This window comes from Flavobacterium sp. CFBP9031 (assembly GCF_034044945.1).
Lineage (GTDB): Bacteria > Bacteroidota > Bacteroidia > Flavobacteriales > Flavobacteriaceae > Flavobacterium.
The window spans coordinates 100,005-116,906 of record NZ_JAXCWF010000010.1 but is presented as its reverse complement, the minus strand read 5'-3'; the positions used below and the strand labels follow the sequence as shown (position 1 = coordinate 116,906).

17 protein-coding genes and 2 tRNA genes are annotated in these 16,902 nt (G+C 31.7%); 8 read left to right on the top strand and 11 right to left on the bottom strand.

Features of this window, described 5'->3' with window-relative positions:
• Nucleotides 1–116: 116 nt before the first annotated feature.
• From SOM12_RS17165 to SOM12_RS17135, 7 genes are all read right to left on the bottom strand, one after another.
• Nucleotides 117–2,267, bottom strand: coding sequence for a peptidase domain-containing ABC transporter (locus SOM12_RS17165; protein WP_320494513.1), 2,151 nt, complete (start codon nucleotides 2,265–2,267; stop codon nucleotides 117–119).
• A 6-nt stretch (nucleotides 2,268–2,273) separates the two neighbouring features.
• Nucleotides 2,274–3,332, bottom strand: a complete 1,059-nt coding sequence (locus SOM12_RS17160) for an HlyD family secretion protein (RefSeq protein ID WP_320494511.1) — start codon at nucleotides 3,330–3,332, stop codon at nucleotides 2,274–2,276.
• Nucleotides 3,333–3,440: 108 nt separating this feature from the next.
• The gene (locus tag SOM12_RS17155) at nucleotides 3,441–3,686 is read right to left on the bottom strand and encodes a putative signal transducing protein (protein WP_095929584.1); all 246 of its coding nucleotides are present in this window, start codon (nucleotides 3,684–3,686) and stop codon (nucleotides 3,441–3,443) included.
• 11 nt (nucleotides 3,687–3,697) lie between these two features.
• Nucleotides 3,698–4,270 carry a DUF3267 domain-containing protein gene (locus SOM12_RS17150; protein WP_095929583.1) on the bottom strand — a complete coding sequence of 191 codons (573 nt, stop codon included), beginning with the start codon at nucleotides 4,268–4,270 and terminating at the stop codon, nucleotides 3,698–3,700.
• A 474-nt stretch (nucleotides 4,271–4,744) separates the two neighbouring features.
• A complete protein-coding gene (locus SOM12_RS17145) occupies nucleotides 4,745–4,885 on the bottom strand; it encodes a hypothetical protein (protein WP_320494506.1) in 141 nt (46 codons plus the stop codon).
• A gap of 20 nt (nucleotides 4,886–4,905) precedes the next feature.
• Nucleotides 4,906–5,058 carry a class IIb bacteriocin, lactobin A/cerein 7B family gene (locus SOM12_RS17140; RefSeq protein ID WP_141248136.1) on the bottom strand — a complete coding sequence of 51 codons (153 nt, stop codon included), beginning with the start codon at nucleotides 5,056–5,058 and terminating at the stop codon, nucleotides 4,906–4,908.
• A 65-nt stretch (nucleotides 5,059–5,123) separates the two neighbouring features.
• Nucleotides 5,124–5,408 carry a hypothetical protein gene (locus SOM12_RS17135; protein ID WP_320494504.1) on the bottom strand — a complete coding sequence of 95 codons (285 nt, stop codon included), beginning with the start codon at nucleotides 5,406–5,408 and terminating at the stop codon, nucleotides 5,124–5,126.
• A gap of 373 nt (nucleotides 5,409–5,781) precedes the next feature.
• Here SOM12_RS17135 and rseP point away from each other — a divergent pair, with 373 nt between their 5' ends.
• The 5 genes from rseP to SOM12_RS17110 all read left to right on the top strand — a co-directional run bounded on the left by rseP (nucleotide 5,782) and on the right by SOM12_RS17110 (nucleotide 8,127).
• Nucleotides 5,782–7,125 carry an RIP metalloprotease RseP gene (gene rseP, locus SOM12_RS17130; RefSeq protein ID WP_320494502.1) on the top strand — a complete coding sequence of 448 codons (1,344 nt, stop codon included), beginning with the start codon at nucleotides 5,782–5,784 and terminating at the stop codon, nucleotides 7,123–7,125.
• Between the two features lie 83 nt (nucleotides 7,126–7,208).
• Nucleotides 7,209–7,282 (top strand) — tRNA-Asn (locus SOM12_RS17125).
• 39 nt (nucleotides 7,283–7,321) lie between these two features.
• A tRNA-Asn gene (locus tag SOM12_RS17120) sits at nucleotides 7,322–7,395 on the top strand.
• Nucleotides 7,396–7,448: 53 nt separating this feature from the next.
• A complete protein-coding gene (locus tag SOM12_RS17115) occupies nucleotides 7,449–7,733 on the top strand; it encodes a GIY-YIG nuclease family protein (protein WP_095929580.1) in 285 nt (94 codons plus the stop codon).
• A gap of 109 nt (nucleotides 7,734–7,842) precedes the next feature.
• Nucleotides 7,843–8,127 (top strand): GIY-YIG nuclease family protein, encoded by a 285-nt coding sequence (locus tag SOM12_RS17110; RefSeq protein WP_320494500.1) that lies wholly within the window; start codon nucleotides 7,843–7,845, stop codon nucleotides 8,125–8,127.
• A gap of 1,152 nt (nucleotides 8,128–9,279) precedes the next feature.
• Here SOM12_RS17110 and SOM12_RS17105 read toward each other — a convergent pair.
• Both SOM12_RS17105 and SOM12_RS17100 read right to left on the bottom strand, forming a co-directional pair.
• Complete coding sequence (locus SOM12_RS17105) at nucleotides 9,280–9,960, bottom strand: hypothetical protein (RefSeq protein ID WP_320494499.1); 681 nt, start codon at nucleotides 9,958–9,960, stop codon at nucleotides 9,280–9,282.
• 120 nt (nucleotides 9,961–10,080) lie between these two features.
• Nucleotides 10,081–10,359 (bottom strand): hypothetical protein, encoded by a 279-nt coding sequence (locus SOM12_RS17100; protein WP_320494498.1) that lies wholly within the window; start codon nucleotides 10,357–10,359, stop codon nucleotides 10,081–10,083.
• 176 nt (nucleotides 10,360–10,535) lie between these two features.
• Here SOM12_RS17100 and SOM12_RS17095 point away from each other — a divergent pair, with 176 nt between their 5' ends.
• From SOM12_RS17095 to SOM12_RS17085, 3 genes are all read left to right on the top strand, one after another.
• Complete coding sequence (locus SOM12_RS17095) at nucleotides 10,536–10,934, top strand: helix-turn-helix domain-containing protein (protein WP_320494497.1); 399 nt, start codon at nucleotides 10,536–10,538, stop codon at nucleotides 10,932–10,934.
• Between the two features lie 221 nt (nucleotides 10,935–11,155).
• Complete coding sequence (locus tag SOM12_RS17090; RefSeq protein ID WP_320494496.1) at nucleotides 11,156–13,309, top strand: NACHT domain-containing protein; 2,154 nt, start codon at nucleotides 11,156–11,158, stop codon at nucleotides 13,307–13,309.
• The gene (locus SOM12_RS17085) at nucleotides 13,306–14,199 is read left to right on the top strand and encodes a hypothetical protein (RefSeq protein WP_320494495.1); all 894 of its coding nucleotides are present in this window, start codon (nucleotides 13,306–13,308) and stop codon (nucleotides 14,197–14,199) included. The genes SOM12_RS17090 and SOM12_RS17085 overlap by 4 nt, the downstream gene beginning before the upstream one ends.
• A 75-nt stretch (nucleotides 14,200–14,274) precedes the next feature.
• On the opposite strand, the gene SOM12_RS17080 is transcribed toward SOM12_RS17085, so the two are convergent.
• Complete coding sequence (locus SOM12_RS17080; protein ID WP_320494494.1) at nucleotides 14,275–15,471, bottom strand: aminopeptidase C; 1,197 nt, start codon at nucleotides 15,469–15,471, stop codon at nucleotides 14,275–14,277.
• A gap of 220 nt (nucleotides 15,472–15,691) precedes the next feature.
• Nucleotides 15,692–16,852 carry a BamA/TamA family outer membrane protein gene (locus SOM12_RS17075; RefSeq protein ID WP_320494493.1) on the bottom strand — a complete coding sequence of 387 codons (1,161 nt, stop codon included), beginning with the start codon at nucleotides 16,850–16,852 and terminating at the stop codon, nucleotides 15,692–15,694.
• Nucleotides 16,853–16,902: the final 50 nt, after the last annotated feature.

The window sequence follows — 16,902 nt, the reverse complement described above, 5'->3', positions numbered from 1 at the left end:
ATACGTGTAACTTTTAATGAGTTTATACTGCCAATTGATTAAGGCAGTGTTCAAAAAGTAAAGTTACAGTATCTTGTTAAAACGAGAAATCGAAATGTTTATTAATTAACAAACATTTAAATCAAATTCTGCTTATTCCACAAATTGAAATACTCCGTTTTTTGTTCTAACAAATCAAAATGATTTCCAGATTCCACAATTGAACCATTTTTCATAACTAATATAGTATCTGCATTGGCTATTGTGCTCAAGCGATGTGCAATGACGATTATAGTTTTTCCTGAGGATTTAAAATTATCAATAACATCTTTCACCATTTTTTCTGAATGAGTATCTAATGATGCAGTCGCTTCATCCATTAATAAGATTTCAGGATTTTTATACAATGCTCTTGCAATGGCAATTCTTTGTTTTTGTCCGCCCGAAAGCATCGCTCCGTTTTCACCAATCTGTGTTTCAAAACCGTTTGGCAATTTTTCGACAAACTCATGAATTCCAAGTTGTTTTGAGAGCTCTAAAATTCTCTGAATATTAGGAAAAGATTCCCCTAAAGCAATGTTTTCTATAATATTTCCAGAAAACAAATTAAGCTGTTGGGGAATAACACCAACAATTTTCCTTAAACTCTTATAATGAACATGTTGAAGATCAAAATCTCCAATATTAATTTTACCTTCTTTTATTGGGTAAAGGTTTTGCAATAACGAAATTAAAGTAGTTTTTCCGCTACCGCTTTCACCTACAATCGCTGTTGTTTGGTTTTTCTTGAATATGGCATTAAAATTTTTAAAAACTTCGACTCGAGATCCATACCGAAAAGAAACATTTTCAAATTTTATATCTCCCAAATTTTCTTTTGATAATTCAATTTTGTTTTCTGTTTCTTCTCTTTCCAAATCCATGATTTCAAAAAGTCTGTCTGCTGCAATTAGTGCATTTTGTGCTGTTTTATTCATATTAATTAAGGATGCAACGGGCGAAGTAAAATAACCGATTAACGCATAAAAGGAAAACAATTCTCCAGGAGTAATTGCTCTGTCGATTACATAACCTGAACCAATCCACATTAAGATTACAGTAAATACAGATGCCAGAAACTGTGTCGATGTTGCGGCAAAAATGCCATTTAGACCAGATTTATAGGTTATGAATAATAGTTTTACAAATTTGTTTTCGGTTTTTAAATTTGAAAACTCTTCAATCCCAAATTCCTTTACAGTTCTAACATGCGTAATGCTTTCAACTAATTGTGTTTGTAATTCTGCCGCATTCTCCATTATGTTTCTTTCAACCTTTTTGTTGAATTTATTTAGCAGAAAATAAACAAAAACATAAAACGGAATAACCAGAATAATGACCAAAGCCAATTTCCAATAATAAGTAAACATTAATGCAAATGAAAAGACAACAATAAAAACATTTACAATCATTTCGATTGCGGTTTCATTTATAAAGGATCTTATTTTTACAGCGTCATTTATTCTTGATGTGATTTCTCCAATCTGCATGGTATCAAAAAATCGTTGAGGCAGATGAAGCAAATGTTTATAATAACCTAAGATTAATTTAGCATCGATTAACTGACCAGTTTTCATCACAAAAACACTCTTCTTTGACCCAATATAAGCTTGAAGCAAAATAATAGCGATCATAGAGACACTTAATAAATTAAGAAGATTTCTATTGCCATCAACCAAAACATAATCTGTTATTTTTTGAATATAGATAGACATAGCCAATCCTAAAACTGTAAATACTATAGCGCCAATTAATGCTTGAATTAATATAGTTTTGTGTGGCTGAATTAAATTCCAAAACCTTTTTATAGGTGACGTTTTTTCATCTACTATTTTAAAATCATCATTTGGTGCAAAAAGAATTAAAACACTTGTCCATATTTTTTGAAATTCTTCAAAAGTGTATGTTCCCATTTTGCCAAAACCTGGATCCATAACCGTGATTGTAGATTTTTCAACTTTGTAAATAACTACATAATGTTGCAATTGCTCTTTTACAATAATATGGGCAATAGCAGGAAGCGGTATTTTATCTAAAGAGTCTAAACCTCCTTTTACTCCTTTTGCTGTAAAACCCATTTTCTCGGCAGCTTCAATTATTCCAAGAACATTCGTGCCTCGCTTATCTGTGTTGGCATACTGACGAATTCTCGCTATTGGAAGATTAACTTTGAAATGGTTTCCAATAGATGCCAAACAAGCAGCGCCACAATCTTTAATATCATGTTGTTTTATTTTTATTGAAGCCATTTAATTTTAAGCTGATAGTTGTTTTGGGTTGAGCCAATTGTCTATTTTGTCAAATAGCAAATCGAATAAACTTCGGCGTGTAATTATATATCTCGTAGTTAAGGTCATTCCTTTTGAAACATCAGTCTTATATCCTGATTTTAGATGTAAAGTTTTAGAATCTAATGCACAGCGAACTTTAAAAAAAGCTTGCTCTCCCTGCATTGTTATATTTTGGTCAATATCAATTACTTTCCCTTCCAATAACCCCCATTGATTATAATTAAAAGCATCTATTTGAAATTTTACTTTTTGATTTTTCTTTATCAAACCAATATCGTTTGGAGAAACATTATTCTCAACAATAAGATGATCTGGAGAAGAAATTGTTGCAATAGATTGCGATACGTTTATAAAAGAACCTTTTTGAATCCCTGAAAAGTTTTCTATAGTTCCAGAAATGGGAGCCAAAACGAAATAATTATTGGCCTCAACGTTTATTTTAGCAACAGTTCCATTAAGATTTTTTAATCGTTCTTCTAAATCTCTTTTCTGATTTTCCCATGTTGATTTTTGCTGACTTATAAAACTTTGCAATGCTTGTTTGGCTAAGCTTAACTCATATTCATATTTTTCAAAATCTGCTTTTGCGATAATATCTTTATCGTACAAAATCTTATTTCGGTCATAATTTATCTGAGCGTGAGAAATTTTGCTTTGCAGTTCATTTTTTCCAGATTGAAATTTAAATAAATCTTCACGCGCTGTGGATGTCTGTAATTGTGATGGCTTATTTTGTAAAAGATTTGAAATATCACTTAACAACAACAAAACAGAGCTTGACAATGTATCTTGGGTTCTTTTATCGCTTTCCAAATTTTCTTTAGAGATCTTTAAAAGTGTATCTCCTTTTTTTACAAAAACATTATTCTTTAAAGCTATCCAATTTATTCTGCCACTTACAATTGTTGTAACAGGAACATTATCTATTTTACTTCGAATTATTCCTCTACTCTGACTGCTTATATCTAATTTAATTACTGGCAATAATCCCCAAAAAGTGATAACAGCAAGAAGAATTATCAAATAAATTGAAAAGCTTTTTGTTTTGTTTTTTGCAATAAGATTTTCGAGAGTGTTTATAGGGTCTGAACTAAACTGCATATCAATTAATTTACGGTGCTTGTCAATAAATTAAATATCGTATTCTCCAGAATTGTAATTATCAATTATTGCCTTTGCTTTTTCATAATCTTCTTCAGCTACTTTTAGTTTTATAGCATTTATATCTCCAACTAAAACTCCCCATGGGTTCAAAACAGACATTAGTGATGCATCTTCAAAAACTTGAATAGAAAAACTTTCCAATAACATTTTCAAAACAGTTGCTTCTTCTTTACTTCCTTGATGAATAGATATTCTTCTTTCTTGCTGGATCACTTTATTTCATTTTAATCTATGATCATAAAACCAACTTTGCTCTTATGATCTAATAATTTATGATTTAAACCTACTTTGAATATTAAATAAGCATAGATAAAGTCTCCGACTGCACCTAAAGTCATGGAAAAGCCAATAAATAAAAAAGTCAAATTATTATAAAGAAATCCATAAATTGAAGGCAATAATCCAAGAATAAAAAATGGTGCAAGTGCAACAACTAACATCTTCTTGGATTCTAACGGTTCTATACAATTTGCAAAAGGCATTAAATATTTCTTAATGAAACCAAATTTTACCGATTGCCATCCTTCTTTTGAAAAAAGCGCCATAAAAATTCCATGTATAATTTCATGCACAAGTATACCTACGCAAATAATTAAATTAGGAACCAATAAAATTAAAAGTACGTTTAGTTTTTTATTATCAAAAAACTGAAATGTTTGCTTTACTACTTTCAAATTCGCTGCAAAAATCTCATTCCATGTCAAATACAAAACAAATAGGAAAAGCAAAACAATCGGAACACTTATTAGCATTCCTAAAATTTGAACTTTTTTAGAATCAATAGAGATTTCTTTCATTTTCTATGATTTTATAATTTCTAGCAACTCCTGTGGAATTTTCAATTTATTTTTTGGAAAGAGATTAGTTTTAAAGAGTTAATGGCATATATAATATGTAAACTTGCCACACACACAACCTGCCCAATACAACAAAAACGATAGTGCAACTATCAATAAAACAATTTTAAGAAAGGGGCCTTCTTTTAAAAATCCTTTAGAAAAATTCATAACTATTTATTTTTTAATTTTTTGTTTTTTATTAACTATATATATAAAAAACAAAACCGTTAACGAACAAGAAATTCCGATTAAAAAAGAGCTAATGTGTTTTTCAGGATATTCTCTTAATATAACAATCGTAATGAAATATATTATTCCTAAAATGAAGATAATTTTTTTTTTCATAAACAAGGGTATTTAAACCTCTTCTGAGGATGTATTTTAAATTTTTATGAAACTGTCCAAGTTAGGGACAGTTTCATTCTTAAAGATTTATAAAACCGAAGCTAAAAATCCGGCAAATGCTAAGCCACAAGCAATGCCTTCAACAAAATCTTTTAAATGAGATCCTCCTTCAATTTGGATTAACTCAATTTCACTTAATTGTTCTAATTCTAAATTCTCTGTTTTCATTGTTACATTTTTCTAATTAATTATTGTGCCATAACATATGCCAAACATGCTCCTGCTGCCCATGGAAAAGCTACTGCTGCTACACCAGCCCAGAAACAAGGTTCATGACCTCCTACTACTTCTTCTAATTCCTGAACATTAAGTTCAACTAAATTCAATTCTTCTAAATTCATAACTTTAAAATTTAAATGGTTAATTAATAAATCCAACAAAATTCATTTTCTCGAGAAGCATTTTGTTAGAGCAAACTTATCAGAGTTCCGTCCAATAAACTTGGACGGAAGTTAGAACCGCCAAAAATTTCTCTTGATTCATCATCTTTTATTGTTTTTAGCGAAAAAATTAATATCAATTCAAAAGGAGTTTCATAATAAAATGTCTCCCTCTTTTTACAATATTTTACTGGCGCATCGAGTTCTTTTATAAGATCTAGCTCGTTATAAAACTGGCTTCGGCTCAAACATAACCTTTTGGCAAATGCTAAAGGAGAGCCTGTTTTTTCTCCGCAAATTAACTTATGCATTTTTTTGATTCTTTCAATTTGTCTAATAAAATTCATATTCTCACTGTAAAAAATTAATAAAACAAAAAAGTCTTTAAGAAATTCAAAATAGTTTTGTTAACTATTTAAGAATAATCTTTTAAGCTTAAAAAATGAAATTAGAATTGAAATTTTAAAAACACCTCCCCAATAAGTTTTAAAAATATCAGAATAGGACATTTTGTAACATTTTCATGCAATGAAGTACTAATGCAATAAGTGAGATTTACTTTTTGTTTAATAAAAACTAATATAATTATTAACAAACATTTAAAACCTTAAACACTATCTTGCACTCTTATATTAAAATAGAAAACGCTACTTTTGTGCGTTAAATACGAATTAAAAACAAAAAATGGATATAGTTATCAAACTCTCTCAATTTCTATTGAGTTTATCTTTACTTATTATTCTTCACGAATTAGGGCATTTTATCCCTGCTAAATTGTTTAAAACCAGAGTCGAAAAATTTTATTTGTTTTTTGATGTTAAATACTCACTTTTCAAAAAGAAAATCGGAGAAACAGAATACGGTATCGGATGGCTTCCGCTTGGTGGTTATGTGAAAATTTCTGGAATGATTGACGAAAGTATGGACAAAGAGCAAATGGCGCTTCCGCCTGAGCCTTGGGAATTTCGTACTAAACCGGCTTGGCAGCGTTTAATTATTATGCTTGGCGGTGTTACTGTAAACTTTATTCTAGCTTTTATTATTTATATCGGAATGGCATTTGCTTACGGAGATACTTACATTGCAAACTCTGACTTAAAAGATGGTGTTGCGATTGAAAATCCTGCTATGCTTAAAGCTGGTTTTAAAACTGGTGATAAAATTATTTCTATTGATGGTAAAGCGGTAGAAAACTTTGACAGTGATATGAACATGAATGTAATCATGGCAAAACACGTTTTGATTGAAAGAAACGGACAACAGCAAACGATTACTATGCCAACTGATTTTGTTGACCAACTTTCTAAAACAGAAAAAGGGCTTCTTGTTGGAATTCGTAGACCTTTTGCAATTAGCCAAATTGCGGAAGATTCTCCAAACCAAAATTTAAAACCAAAAGATTTGATTCTTTCTCTTAATGGACAAAAAATTAAATATTTTGATGAAGCTAAAGCTGTTTTGGATATGAACAAAGGAAAACAAATTCCTGCAGTTGTTTTACGTGATCTAAAAGAAACTCCAATTACTCTAAAAGTTACTAATGATGGTAAATTAGGTGTCGTTTCTGGTGGTTTAGATATGAAATCATTAGAAAAACTAGGATACTATAAAATAAGTACAAAAGAATACGGTTTCTTCGAATCTATTCCGGTTGGTCTTCAAAAAGGAAAAGATCAATTGGTAGGTTACGGAAAACAATTGAAGATGATTTTTAATCCAGAAACTAAAGCTTACAAACAAGTGGGTGGTTTTGCTGCGATTTACAATATTTTCCCTAGTTCTTGGAGCTGGGAAGTTTTCTGGTCAATCACAGCTTTATTGTCAATTATGCTTGGAGTTATGAATTTATTGCCAATTCCGGCACTTGATGGTGGACACGTAATGTTTTTATTGTATGAAATTGTAAGTGGCAAAAAACCGAGCGATAAATTCTTAGAGAATGCGCAAATGGTTGGTTTTGTTTTACTTATTTCACTACTACTATTTGCTAATGGTAACGACATTTACAAAGCAATTGTAGGCAAGTAAAAAAAAGTCAAAAAAAGAGTGAAAATGTTTTTGAGAAACTAAAAATAGTTTTATATTTGCACTCGCTAAAAAGAGCAACACTTTCCTCCTTAGCTCAGTTGGTTAGAGCATCTGACTGTTAATCAGAGGGTCCTTGGTTCGAGCCCAAGAGGGGGAGCAACTTTTTTTAGCAAACATATTAACCTTTTAAGGTGATTCCTCCTTAGCTCAGTTGGTTAGAGCATCTGACTGTTAATCAGAGGGTCCTTGGTTCGAGCCCAAGAGGGGGAGCTTATTAAATACCACTTACAAATTGTAAGTGGTATTTTTTTTATCCCTATATCATGAATCATATTGTATATATTCTACACTCCCTAAAGCTTAATCGCTATTATATTGGTTATACAACTAATTTTGACTTAAGATTAGAATTTCACAAAAATTCACCTTCCAACAAATTTACAGCAAATGCAAATGACTGGACTTTGTTTCTTAGTTTTGACTGTACCAACAAAACCCAAGCACTTTCAATAGAAAAGCATATCAAAAACATGAAGAGCAAAACTTATATTGAAAACTTAATCAAGTATCCCGATATTATTTTAAAACTGAAAGAAAAATACAACTAACCTATTAATCAGAGCCCCGATAGCTATCGGGGTTGGTTCGAGCCCAAGAGGGGGAGCTTAAGAAATACCACTTACAAATGTAAGTGGTATTTTTTTTTATCCCTATACCATGAATCATATTGTATATATTTTACACTCCCTAAAGCTTAATCGCTATTATATTGGTTATACAACTAATTTTGACTTAAGATTGGAATTTCACAAAAATTCACCTTCCAACAAATTTACAGCAAATGCAAATGACTGGACTTTGTTTCTTAGTTTTGACTGTACCAACAAAACCCAAGCACTTTCAATAGAAAAGCATATCAAAAACATGAAGAGCAAAACTTATATTGAAAACTTAATGAAGTATCCCGATATTATTTTAAAATTGAAAGAAAAATACAACTAACCTGTTAATCAGAGCCCCGATAGCTATCGGGGTTGGTTCGAGCCCAAGAGGGGGAGCAAAAAAGACTATCAGAAATGATGGTCTTTTTTTTTTGCCCAAATTCCAATATTATAGGACTGCTTATTTAACCGCAAAGAGCGCAAGGTTTTTACGCAAAGGTCGCAAAGATTTAACGCAGAGGACGCTAAGAGTTTTTTTTTATCCGAGACTTAATAGGAATCTATAAAAGAGATCGCAAAGGTTGCCAATCTGTATCGATATGCGAGTGTGATCCTTCGTTCCTCAGGATGACAAACTGTAGGTAAAACAAAAAAAAATTCGCAAAGCATTATCTACACAAAGCTTTGCGAACTTAATCTTTAGATTTTGACTAAACTCCAAATTAAAATACCTTTGTGCTCTTTGCGTAAATCTTAGCGCACTTTGCGTTAAAAAAATTAACCCAATCTTGTCATCCTGACGAAGGAAGGATCGCACTAGAAACTCTACAAAGCATATTTCCAATCTGTGTCGATATGCGAGTGTGATCCTTCGTTCCTCAGGATGACAAACTGTAGGTAAAACAAAAAAATTCGCAAAGCATTATCTACACAAAGCTTTGCGAACTTAATCTTTAGATTTTGGCTAAACTCCACATTAAAATAGCTTTGTGCTCTTTGCGTAAATCTTAGCGCACTTTGCGTTAAAAAAATTAACTCAATCTTGTCATCCTGACGAAGGAAGGATCGCACTAGAAACTCTACAAAGTATTTCGTCAATCTGTGTCGATATGCGAGTGTGATCCTTCGTTCCTCAGGATGACAAACTGTAGGTAAAACAAAAAATTCGCAAAGCATTATCTACACAAAGCTTTGCGAACTTAATCTTTAGATTTAGCTCAAAATAATCTTAGCGAACTTTGCGTAAATCTTAGCGCACTCTGCGGTAAAAAAACTAACTCAATCTTGTCATCCTGACGAACTGTAGGTAAAACAAAAAATTCGCAAACCCTTATACTCATAAAGCTTTGCGAACTTAATCTTTAGATTTAACTTAAAAAAACCTTTGCGAACTTTGCGTAAACCTTAGCGCTCTCTGCGTTAAAAAAACTTCGCGCCCTTTGCGTAAATCTTAGTGCTCTTTGCGTTAAAAAAACCTACGAAAGGTAAAACTCTATTTCATACTCAAAGTTTCACTCTTAAACCTTTTCATTAAAGTATTTGCTTTTTCATTTTCATTTATTGCTTTTAAGGACTGTGCATATCTGTAATAATAAATAACTTCTAAATCTTTGGCTTCTTCAAATAATTGCGTGTAATAGCCCGCTGCGGCGCTTAGATTCCCTTCAAAATAAAAACGGTCGGCTACTTTTTTAAGCATATCGATAGATTTATACCCTTTATCAATAACTTTTTCGTAGGTATCAACCATATTAACGGTTACATATTTTGAAGTTGTTGGAGCGGGAGCTGTAATTTCGACTTTAACGGGCTCTACAGAGACAGACGAACTTGCAACAAGCGTTTTGGTCTCTATTGCATTTGGAGCTACCTTAGGCTTTCTTTTTACGTAATTAGGAATTACTGTTCTAGTATTGTTTGGTCCAAGATCGTAAGTGTCGACCATGTCCAATTTTGAAACTTGGTAGGTAATAATTCTACCTCCAAAAAGTTTATTTATTCTCTCTTCTACATAATAAGATTGAATGACCAAATCATCATTAGAAAGACTATCCGTCAAAAGTGTCGTTTTTCCTGTTGCTGGAGAAGCGGAGGCATGGTTGGTGCGCTGAGCAAAACAGCCGAGAGAAAATACGAACGCAAGTGTACATAAAATTGCTACATACTTTTTCATGATTTTTGAATAAAATTAGATGCCCCCAATTAAAAAACTCAGGCTAAAGTTACTGATTTTCTTTTAGTTAGCTTTTATTCTGACCACGAATTACTTAGAAAACCGATAAAATACTTCTTTTTACCCATTTATCATTTGAACGCAGGCTTTTTGTATTTCTTCGTCTGAAAATGGTTCTAGCGCTTTTGCTAGCATTTTACTCGTTCTAATGCAGCTTAGCATTTTAATTCGTAAAGAACGGCTGTCTCCCGATTCCGTTTCTAGAAGATGCTCGAAAATCTCGGTTAAGTATTCTGTATGGTTTTTATATTCTCCGTCGAAACAAAGATCTGATACCAATCTAGCTACCGATTCTATTATTTTGTTTTGATTGGCATTGCTTTCGTTTTCTGTTTTCATGGCCTTTATTTATGGTTTTTGATTATAACTAATTATTGTACGAAAAATTGTATTTTTGTTTCGGCTAAATAAACGATAGCATACATTCTAACAAAACATCGGGTTTGGTAATTCACCAAAAAAGATAGTCTTTTACCAATATCTTAATTTTTAAGGATTTTTAATATCTTTGAAGTATGAGCACAACAGCAAAACCAAAACATATCGGGAGAAACATAAGCCGCATTCGTGAGCTTAGAGGAATGAAACAAGAAGCACTTGCCATTGCTATTGGCATGAGCCAACAGACGATTTCTAATATTGAAGGAAGCGAAACAGTTGACGATGAAAAACTAAACGTCATTGCAGAGGCTTTAGGAGTTTCCGCTGATTCGATAAAAAGTTTTTCAGATGAAGGTGTCGTTAATTATTTTAATAATGTATATGACAACGATATAACCGATAGTATTGTTAATGCAAATGCGCTAGAATGCACTTTCAACCCAATTGATAAAATTGTGGAACTTTATGAGCGTTTGGTTCAAGCTGAAAAGGATAAAGTGGAGTATTTGGAGAAGTTGATGAAGATGAAATGATTTCTGGTTTTGAAAATATATAAAAGAAAGAGGTGCTTTATAAGCACCTCTTTTTATTTATAATAACAAATAAAACTTCTCTTAATTCAATAAAAATTATTCATTAATGGAAATAAAAAAATCTATAAAATATTAAAAAATAGGTATTTATACCTAGTCTCATATTTACATTAAACATTTAATTTACAAAACCAAGAACTAACCAATAATTTAACCAAAAAATGACGGAGGATAGAATTCACAAAATTGACGCTTTGTTTAAATCGTATAATTACATTCTCGCTGACAACTCAAACAATAAGGTTCGAGTTTACACATTAAGATATGGAATGTACCATGCCGCTGAAATAATCTCTTTTGACGAAGAGTATGATGTCTCCAAATATAAACATGAGTACTCTGAATTAGGTTATGCTACAGATGTAAAAATTCTCAATTCCGAAGAATCTATTGAAGAATATCTTTTTAATGGTTTTTTTATAAAAACTCCTTTAGGTAATGAACTAAGAAATAGATATAAACATTTTGTAAATAGACAACTTCACAATTTACCAGAAAATAGCCAATACAAATACATCGAAAGTTCTTTTGACTTGATATTTCAAAATGAACATGGGAATGTAATAGAAAATACATCATATAACGGAAGTACTGATATAACTCTAATAGATAAAATTAACAACTATCTGTCAGATGTTTCGGGAGCCTTATTCGTAATCATTGAAGCACCAGCTGGTTTTGGTAAAACTTGTACAGCAAACGAAATTTTAAACACATTTTCAGTTCAAGATTGCAAAAAACTGCCCTTCTTTACTGAGTTATCTAGAAATAGAGAAGCACGAGTTTTTAAACATATTTTACTAAATGAAATTGACGAACAATTTCCAAATGGAATAAAGCAAAATATCGTGCTAGAGCAAATATTTAAGGGCCGAATCCCATTAATTATTGACGGTTTTGATGAGTTAATATCTAAAGAAAGCAATAAAGATGAAGTAGAAAGCATGTTAACTACAATTATAGATCTCTTAAAAGGACAGGCCAAAATAATAATTACATCACGAAAAACAGCAATTTTTAATAGTGATGAATTTCTAAATGCAATTTTTGAATCTCAAAACGAATTTTCATTGGCTAGATTTGAGATAAAAGAACCTACTATTGAAAACTGGTTGGATAATAATAAAATTGAACTAATTGAGAATTCCTCTTTTCCTTTAGAGCAAATTGCTAATCCCGTATTGTTATCATATCTGAGAAACATTTCAATTGAAAAATTATCTGAATATGTTTTAAATTCAGACGGCGCATTAATAAATAAATATTTCGATTATTTACTTAAAAGAGAACAGGTAAGACAAAACCTAAAATTATCTAATGAATCCCAATTAAGGATTTTTAGAAAATTAAATCGATTTATGTCTGAATTTAATATCACAGCCGAATCTAAAGACACTATAAAAGATTTTATTAAAGAATATAATTTAAAAATTTTACAAGATAGCTTAAGAGATTACATAGCAGAGGAAAGACCAACTATTGAAGACTTAGTAGATACTTTATCTAATCATGTTTTTCTAGATCGAAAAAACAATGGCAATGTAGGGTTTGTTAACGATTACATATTTGGCAATTTCATTGGTGAAAATTTAATTTACAAAAAATTTCAAGAACATTATAAAAATTTTACAGAGGTAATACCTCAAGATTTTGCATTAAAATCAATCGAATCATTTAAAATTCAAAATCATGATAATAAAATTCTCCTATGGGAAATTTACAATGAAAATGATTTCAAATTTGACATGAATTTTTACTTTGAACTTGATTATAACTTAATTAAAAAGTTTTCAAGATGCTATACTAATCTATTTCTCATTGACAAAACAATTAGAAATATAAATTTTGATTCCTCTTCTAATTTTATAGAATGCAATTTTTCAAGTGTGAATTTTGAAAATTGCAAATTTAACACTTCGATTTTTGAAAAAACATCTTTTCAAAACTGTGGTTTTTACTCTTGTGAAATTACTAATTCTGACAAGATTGAATTTATCAATTTTGCAATTTATGCCTGTAATACAAACAATTCTTTTTTAGAAGAAATAGAAAATCGGCTTTTAATAGAAGATGGCAAAAAAGCAAATAAGAAATTGACTGAAGAAGATGTTTTAAAACATTTCTTCCAAGTAGATGGTATCAAACCGCGTGCTAGAAAATTTTCTTATATAAAGAAAATATTAACTGATTATACAGATCGTGAAGTAAGTAAGATAATAGATAATCTCAAAAAGAAAGAATACTTACATTTTAAAGATGATGTTGGTTTTATAACAAGAGAAGCTATTAATCACCTAATACACATTAAAGAATGATTGCAGGACTACAAATGATTGAGAAGAATATCGCTGAAAAAATCTCTGATGAATTAGATAAAATTGGATTATTATACAGATTATTCAGTAGAACAAAAGACAATAAATCAATCACCGAAAAAATTCAAAGAAAGGCTGCTGAAGGAACTCCTTACAAAGTTGATGGAAAAAAAATTCAAGATTTAATAGGCGTGAGAATAGTTACATACTTTCAAGATGACATACATTTAGTAAAAAAAATACTTAATGATAAATTTAAATTTGTAGATGAAGAAATAGATGAGTTAGCATTAACTGTTTTTAAGCCTAAAAGAACAAATATAATATATTCTTTTAATAGTGAACAAATTGACACATTTACAGAAATCCAATTTTCTTCTCAAAATGAAGACTTAAAACTTATTGATAAAACTTTTGAATTACAATTAAGGACTATGCTATCAGAAGGATGGCATGAAATCGATCATAATTTAAGATATAAATGTAAGCAAGACTGGGAATCACATAAAGAAAAAGAACGACTTTTAAATGGAATATATGCAAATCTGGAAACTAATGATATTGCTCTCAAAAGTCTTTTTAATGAATTGGCCTATCAACATTTTAAAAATAAAAATTGGGAGGCTCTAATACGCACAAAATTTAGATTGAAATTCCAATTAACCCCTATGAAACCTCAATTAATTGAAATTTTTGAATCTGATCATTCTTTAGCTAAAAGAATCATCAAATTTGATAGAGGCGAATTACTACTAAAAATTGCAATGTCAGACTTCTCTTTACCAGTTAACATAAATAACTTAATTTATATAATTAATTATTTTGAACTTAAAAATCGAGAAATTTATGATGTTAGTCCAGAATTAATAAGAAATTATGGATTTGAATAATTGCAAAAAACCAAAAAAGCGCCACAATCCCAAGATCGTGCCGCTTCTCTATTTTCTGTAAAACTCTAAGGTTAATTAAACCCCTAATTTCTTAGCAATTTCAGCAGGAATTCCTCCTTTGTTTACTAGTAATGCAGTAGTTTTATATTTTACGAAGTTCTTAGTTACAAACAAGAAACCTTTGTAGTCGTTTGTTTCTCCCCAAGAATTTTTTACGATATAGTATTCTTTTCCAGTTTGATCTTTTGCAAGACCAATAATGTGCATTCCGTGGTCGTCTGTTGTAGTGTAGTTATCAAACGCAGCCTGACGCATTTCTGGAGTAATTTCTGGTTCTGCTTTAGGTCCGTTAAACATGTCTGCTTTTTCTTCAGCTGTCATGTCGTCGAATTTTTTAGACGCTACATAAGCTACACCATTTTTCCAGCTAAAACTTTTCTCGCTAACATCTGTTGCCCAAGCTACAGTATATCCTTTTTTAAGTGCATTGTCGATAACGTCTGTCATATCGTTCACTTTTACGTTGTAAACTTGATCCAATGACCAGTTGTCTGGCACCATCATAGTTGTTTTTTGGTAGTACGGAGCGTTTGTAAAAGATGATATTTCTACATACTCGTCTGGGTTAATCCCTACTACTTCTTTAGCAAAAGTTTGTGGCGTATAGTTTTTTCCTTTGTATGTGAAGTTATCTGGCACTTTTCCTAAATAAGAATCAATAACAGCTGCGTATGCTTTTTGCCAGTTTGGAGTCAATTCTCCATTCGGGTTTTTCACCACTGCTGCAAGAACACTTTCCATAAGAGCTCCCATTTCAGCAAATTTGTTTTTGTCTGTTCCGTAGTTTAATCCTGTGTAAACTTCTCTTGGCACAGTTCCGTATTTTTTGTACATATTAATTACATCGTGAAGAGCACCTCCGTCACCAAGCGTAATTGCTCCGTGCATACGAACATAGTTTACCCCTTTTTCTACATACACGTTTCTTGCAGAATAAATTTGAGATAGCTCAACTGGCTGTTTTCCTAAACGAATCATTTCTGACTCTAAGAATGAGTTTGTTGAGTAACTCCAACAAGTTCCAGATGATCCTTGAGATTTTACCGATGTTGTACCTAGGTTAATTACTTCTGTAAATTTGAAGTTCTCTTTACTTTTGTCGCTTGCATTTAGTTTAAGTGAATTTACTAAAATGTCTTGCGCAAAACAGCCTGCAGTTCCAGCCAAAAATACTGAAGCAGCAAACACTGATTTGAATGAAAATGTATTCATAATTTATGTTTAAGATTTAACAAAATTAGTCTCCAATGTTTCCAATTTGTTACAAAACAATTAAATATTATACAATTTGTGCAATGTTTAGTTGTTAATGTTTTCTTAACGGCAATAATTATTAAGGCATTTAACACAAAAAGCCTCAATAACATATCATTGAGACTTTTTGCGGTTATTAATTTATAAATTAACTTCTTACAAGTTTTTACTTCAAAATCTATCGCATCCAGTTGCTTCCAAAAACAATATAGTAGGCCCACTCTTCTGGCCCTCTGGCAACGTCTACTCCCATTCGGAGTTTAAACTTTCTGGCAATAAGGTATCTAAAACCGGTTCCGTAACTGTAAATAACGGGTTTGGCAAAAGCCTGATCCCAATCGTTAAAGGCGCTGGCGAGACCTCCGTAACCCATTAAGCTCCATCGCCTGTAGAGATCCCATCGAAATTCTAACTCGCTCACAATACTGGTGTTTCCCATGTATCTCGCGGCTGGAATTCCGCGCATATTAATTCCTGGTTTTAAATAAAAAGGCGGACTCCCCAACGCCTGCTCCCCTTCAATCCTGAGTCCGCCAATTAAGGTTTTCGCCAACGGATAATATCCAATTGCCGATAAATTGATGCGCCACGCCTGATAATCGCTTCCCAGCGCTTTATCTGACCAGAAAAAATCGGATTGAAGCCGTATTCCTTTATCTGGCGTAAATATATTGTCACGTCCATCAAACTGGAGTGCGGCTCCAAGCTGACTTATGGTGCTTTTTATGTCTTTTGGATCTACAAATGGCGGCGGAAGATTAAAGTCGGGCAGGTTTATTTTTGAGTTTAAAAACAAATACTGAGGTCCTACACTCCATTTGGCATTATTAAACTGTTTGAGCCATTGTGTATAAAAAATAGTAGATTTAAAGTTCAATTTAAATTCCTCATCTTTCTGATTGGGCAAGTTATTGGCATAAAAGGATAAATTCATATCGCCATAAGCCGCAAAAGCCCGGTACAGAATTTTAGGTTTTACCAAGGTTGCAGAACGGAAAGCGCCAGCCATCCAGCTTTTGTTAGCCGTATACATTCCGACTCCTCCTGTAATATCTGGATTTATAAATCGTTTTTTTCCGTCTGCTTCAATAACAGGAGCGCGTTTTTTTAGAAAAATTGGTGCAATTGCAGCCCCAAATCCTCCAACAGCGGGCTCTGTAATTATGGTTGGCACGACTATAAATCCGTTGGCATAAATAAGAAAATCGCTTAAATCAAAAGCTCCGTCTAGCGAATCTTTCATAACGGCATGATGCTTTTGAGCATTTAAAAAATTCAACGATACAATCATGCAAAGCAAAAACAGAACGCTTTTTTTTGTTGTTTTTTTGTTTTCCATACAGTGTTTATCGTTTTAGATTTAAATTTTCACTTCGTCAAAAAAAATCT

Excerpts from the sequence above, each read along its gene's own strand:
- SOM12_RS17135 (WP_320494504.1), bottom strand. The coding sequence starts at position 5,408 with ATGCATAAGTTAATTTGCGGAGAAAAAACAGGCTCTCCTTTAGCATTT.
- SOM12_RS17080 (WP_320494494.1), bottom strand. The coding sequence starts at position 15,471 with ATGAATACATTTTCATTCAAATCAGTGTTTGCTGCTTCAGTATTTTTG.
- SOM12_RS17150 (WP_095929583.1), bottom strand. The coding sequence starts at position 4,270 with ATGAAAGAAATCTCTATTGATTCTAAAAAAGTTCAAATTTTAGGAATG.
- SOM12_RS17165 (WP_320494513.1), bottom strand. The coding sequence starts at position 2,267 with ATGGCTTCAATAAAAATAAAACAACATGATATTAAAGATTGTGGCGCT.
- SOM12_RS17085 (WP_320494495.1), top strand. The coding sequence starts at position 13,306 with ATGATTGCAGGACTACAAATGATTGAGAAGAATATCGCTGAAAAAATC.
- SOM12_RS17110 (WP_320494500.1), top strand. The coding sequence starts at position 7,843 with ATGAATCATATTGTATATATTTTACACTCCCTAAAGCTTAATCGCTAT.
- SOM12_RS17115 (WP_095929580.1), top strand. The coding sequence starts at position 7,449 with ATGAATCATATTGTATATATTCTACACTCCCTAAAGCTTAATCGCTAT.
- SOM12_RS17090 (WP_320494496.1), top strand. The coding sequence starts at position 11,156 with ATGACGGAGGATAGAATTCACAAAATTGACGCTTTGTTTAAATCGTAT.
- SOM12_RS17145 (WP_320494506.1), bottom strand. The coding sequence starts at position 4,885 with ATGAAAACAGAGAATTTAGAATTAGAACAATTAAGTGAAATTGAGTTA.
- rseP (WP_320494502.1), top strand. The coding sequence starts at position 5,782 with ATGGATATAGTTATCAAACTCTCTCAATTTCTATTGAGTTTATCTTTA.
- SOM12_RS17100 (WP_320494498.1), bottom strand. The coding sequence starts at position 10,359 with ATGAAAACAGAAAACGAAAGCAATGCCAATCAAAACAAAATAATAGAA.
- SOM12_RS17075 (WP_320494493.1), bottom strand. The coding sequence starts at position 16,852 with ATGGAAAACAAAAAAACAACAAAAAAAAGCGTTCTGTTTTTGCTTTGC.
- SOM12_RS17140 (WP_141248136.1), bottom strand. The coding sequence starts at position 5,058 with ATGAATTTAGAAGAATTGAATTTAGTTGAACTTAATGTTCAGGAATTA.
- SOM12_RS17105 (WP_320494499.1), bottom strand. The coding sequence starts at position 9,960 with ATGAAAAAGTATGTAGCAATTTTATGTACACTTGCGTTCGTATTTTCT.
- SOM12_RS17095 (WP_320494497.1), top strand. The coding sequence starts at position 10,536 with ATGAGCACAACAGCAAAACCAAAACATATCGGGAGAAACATAAGCCGC.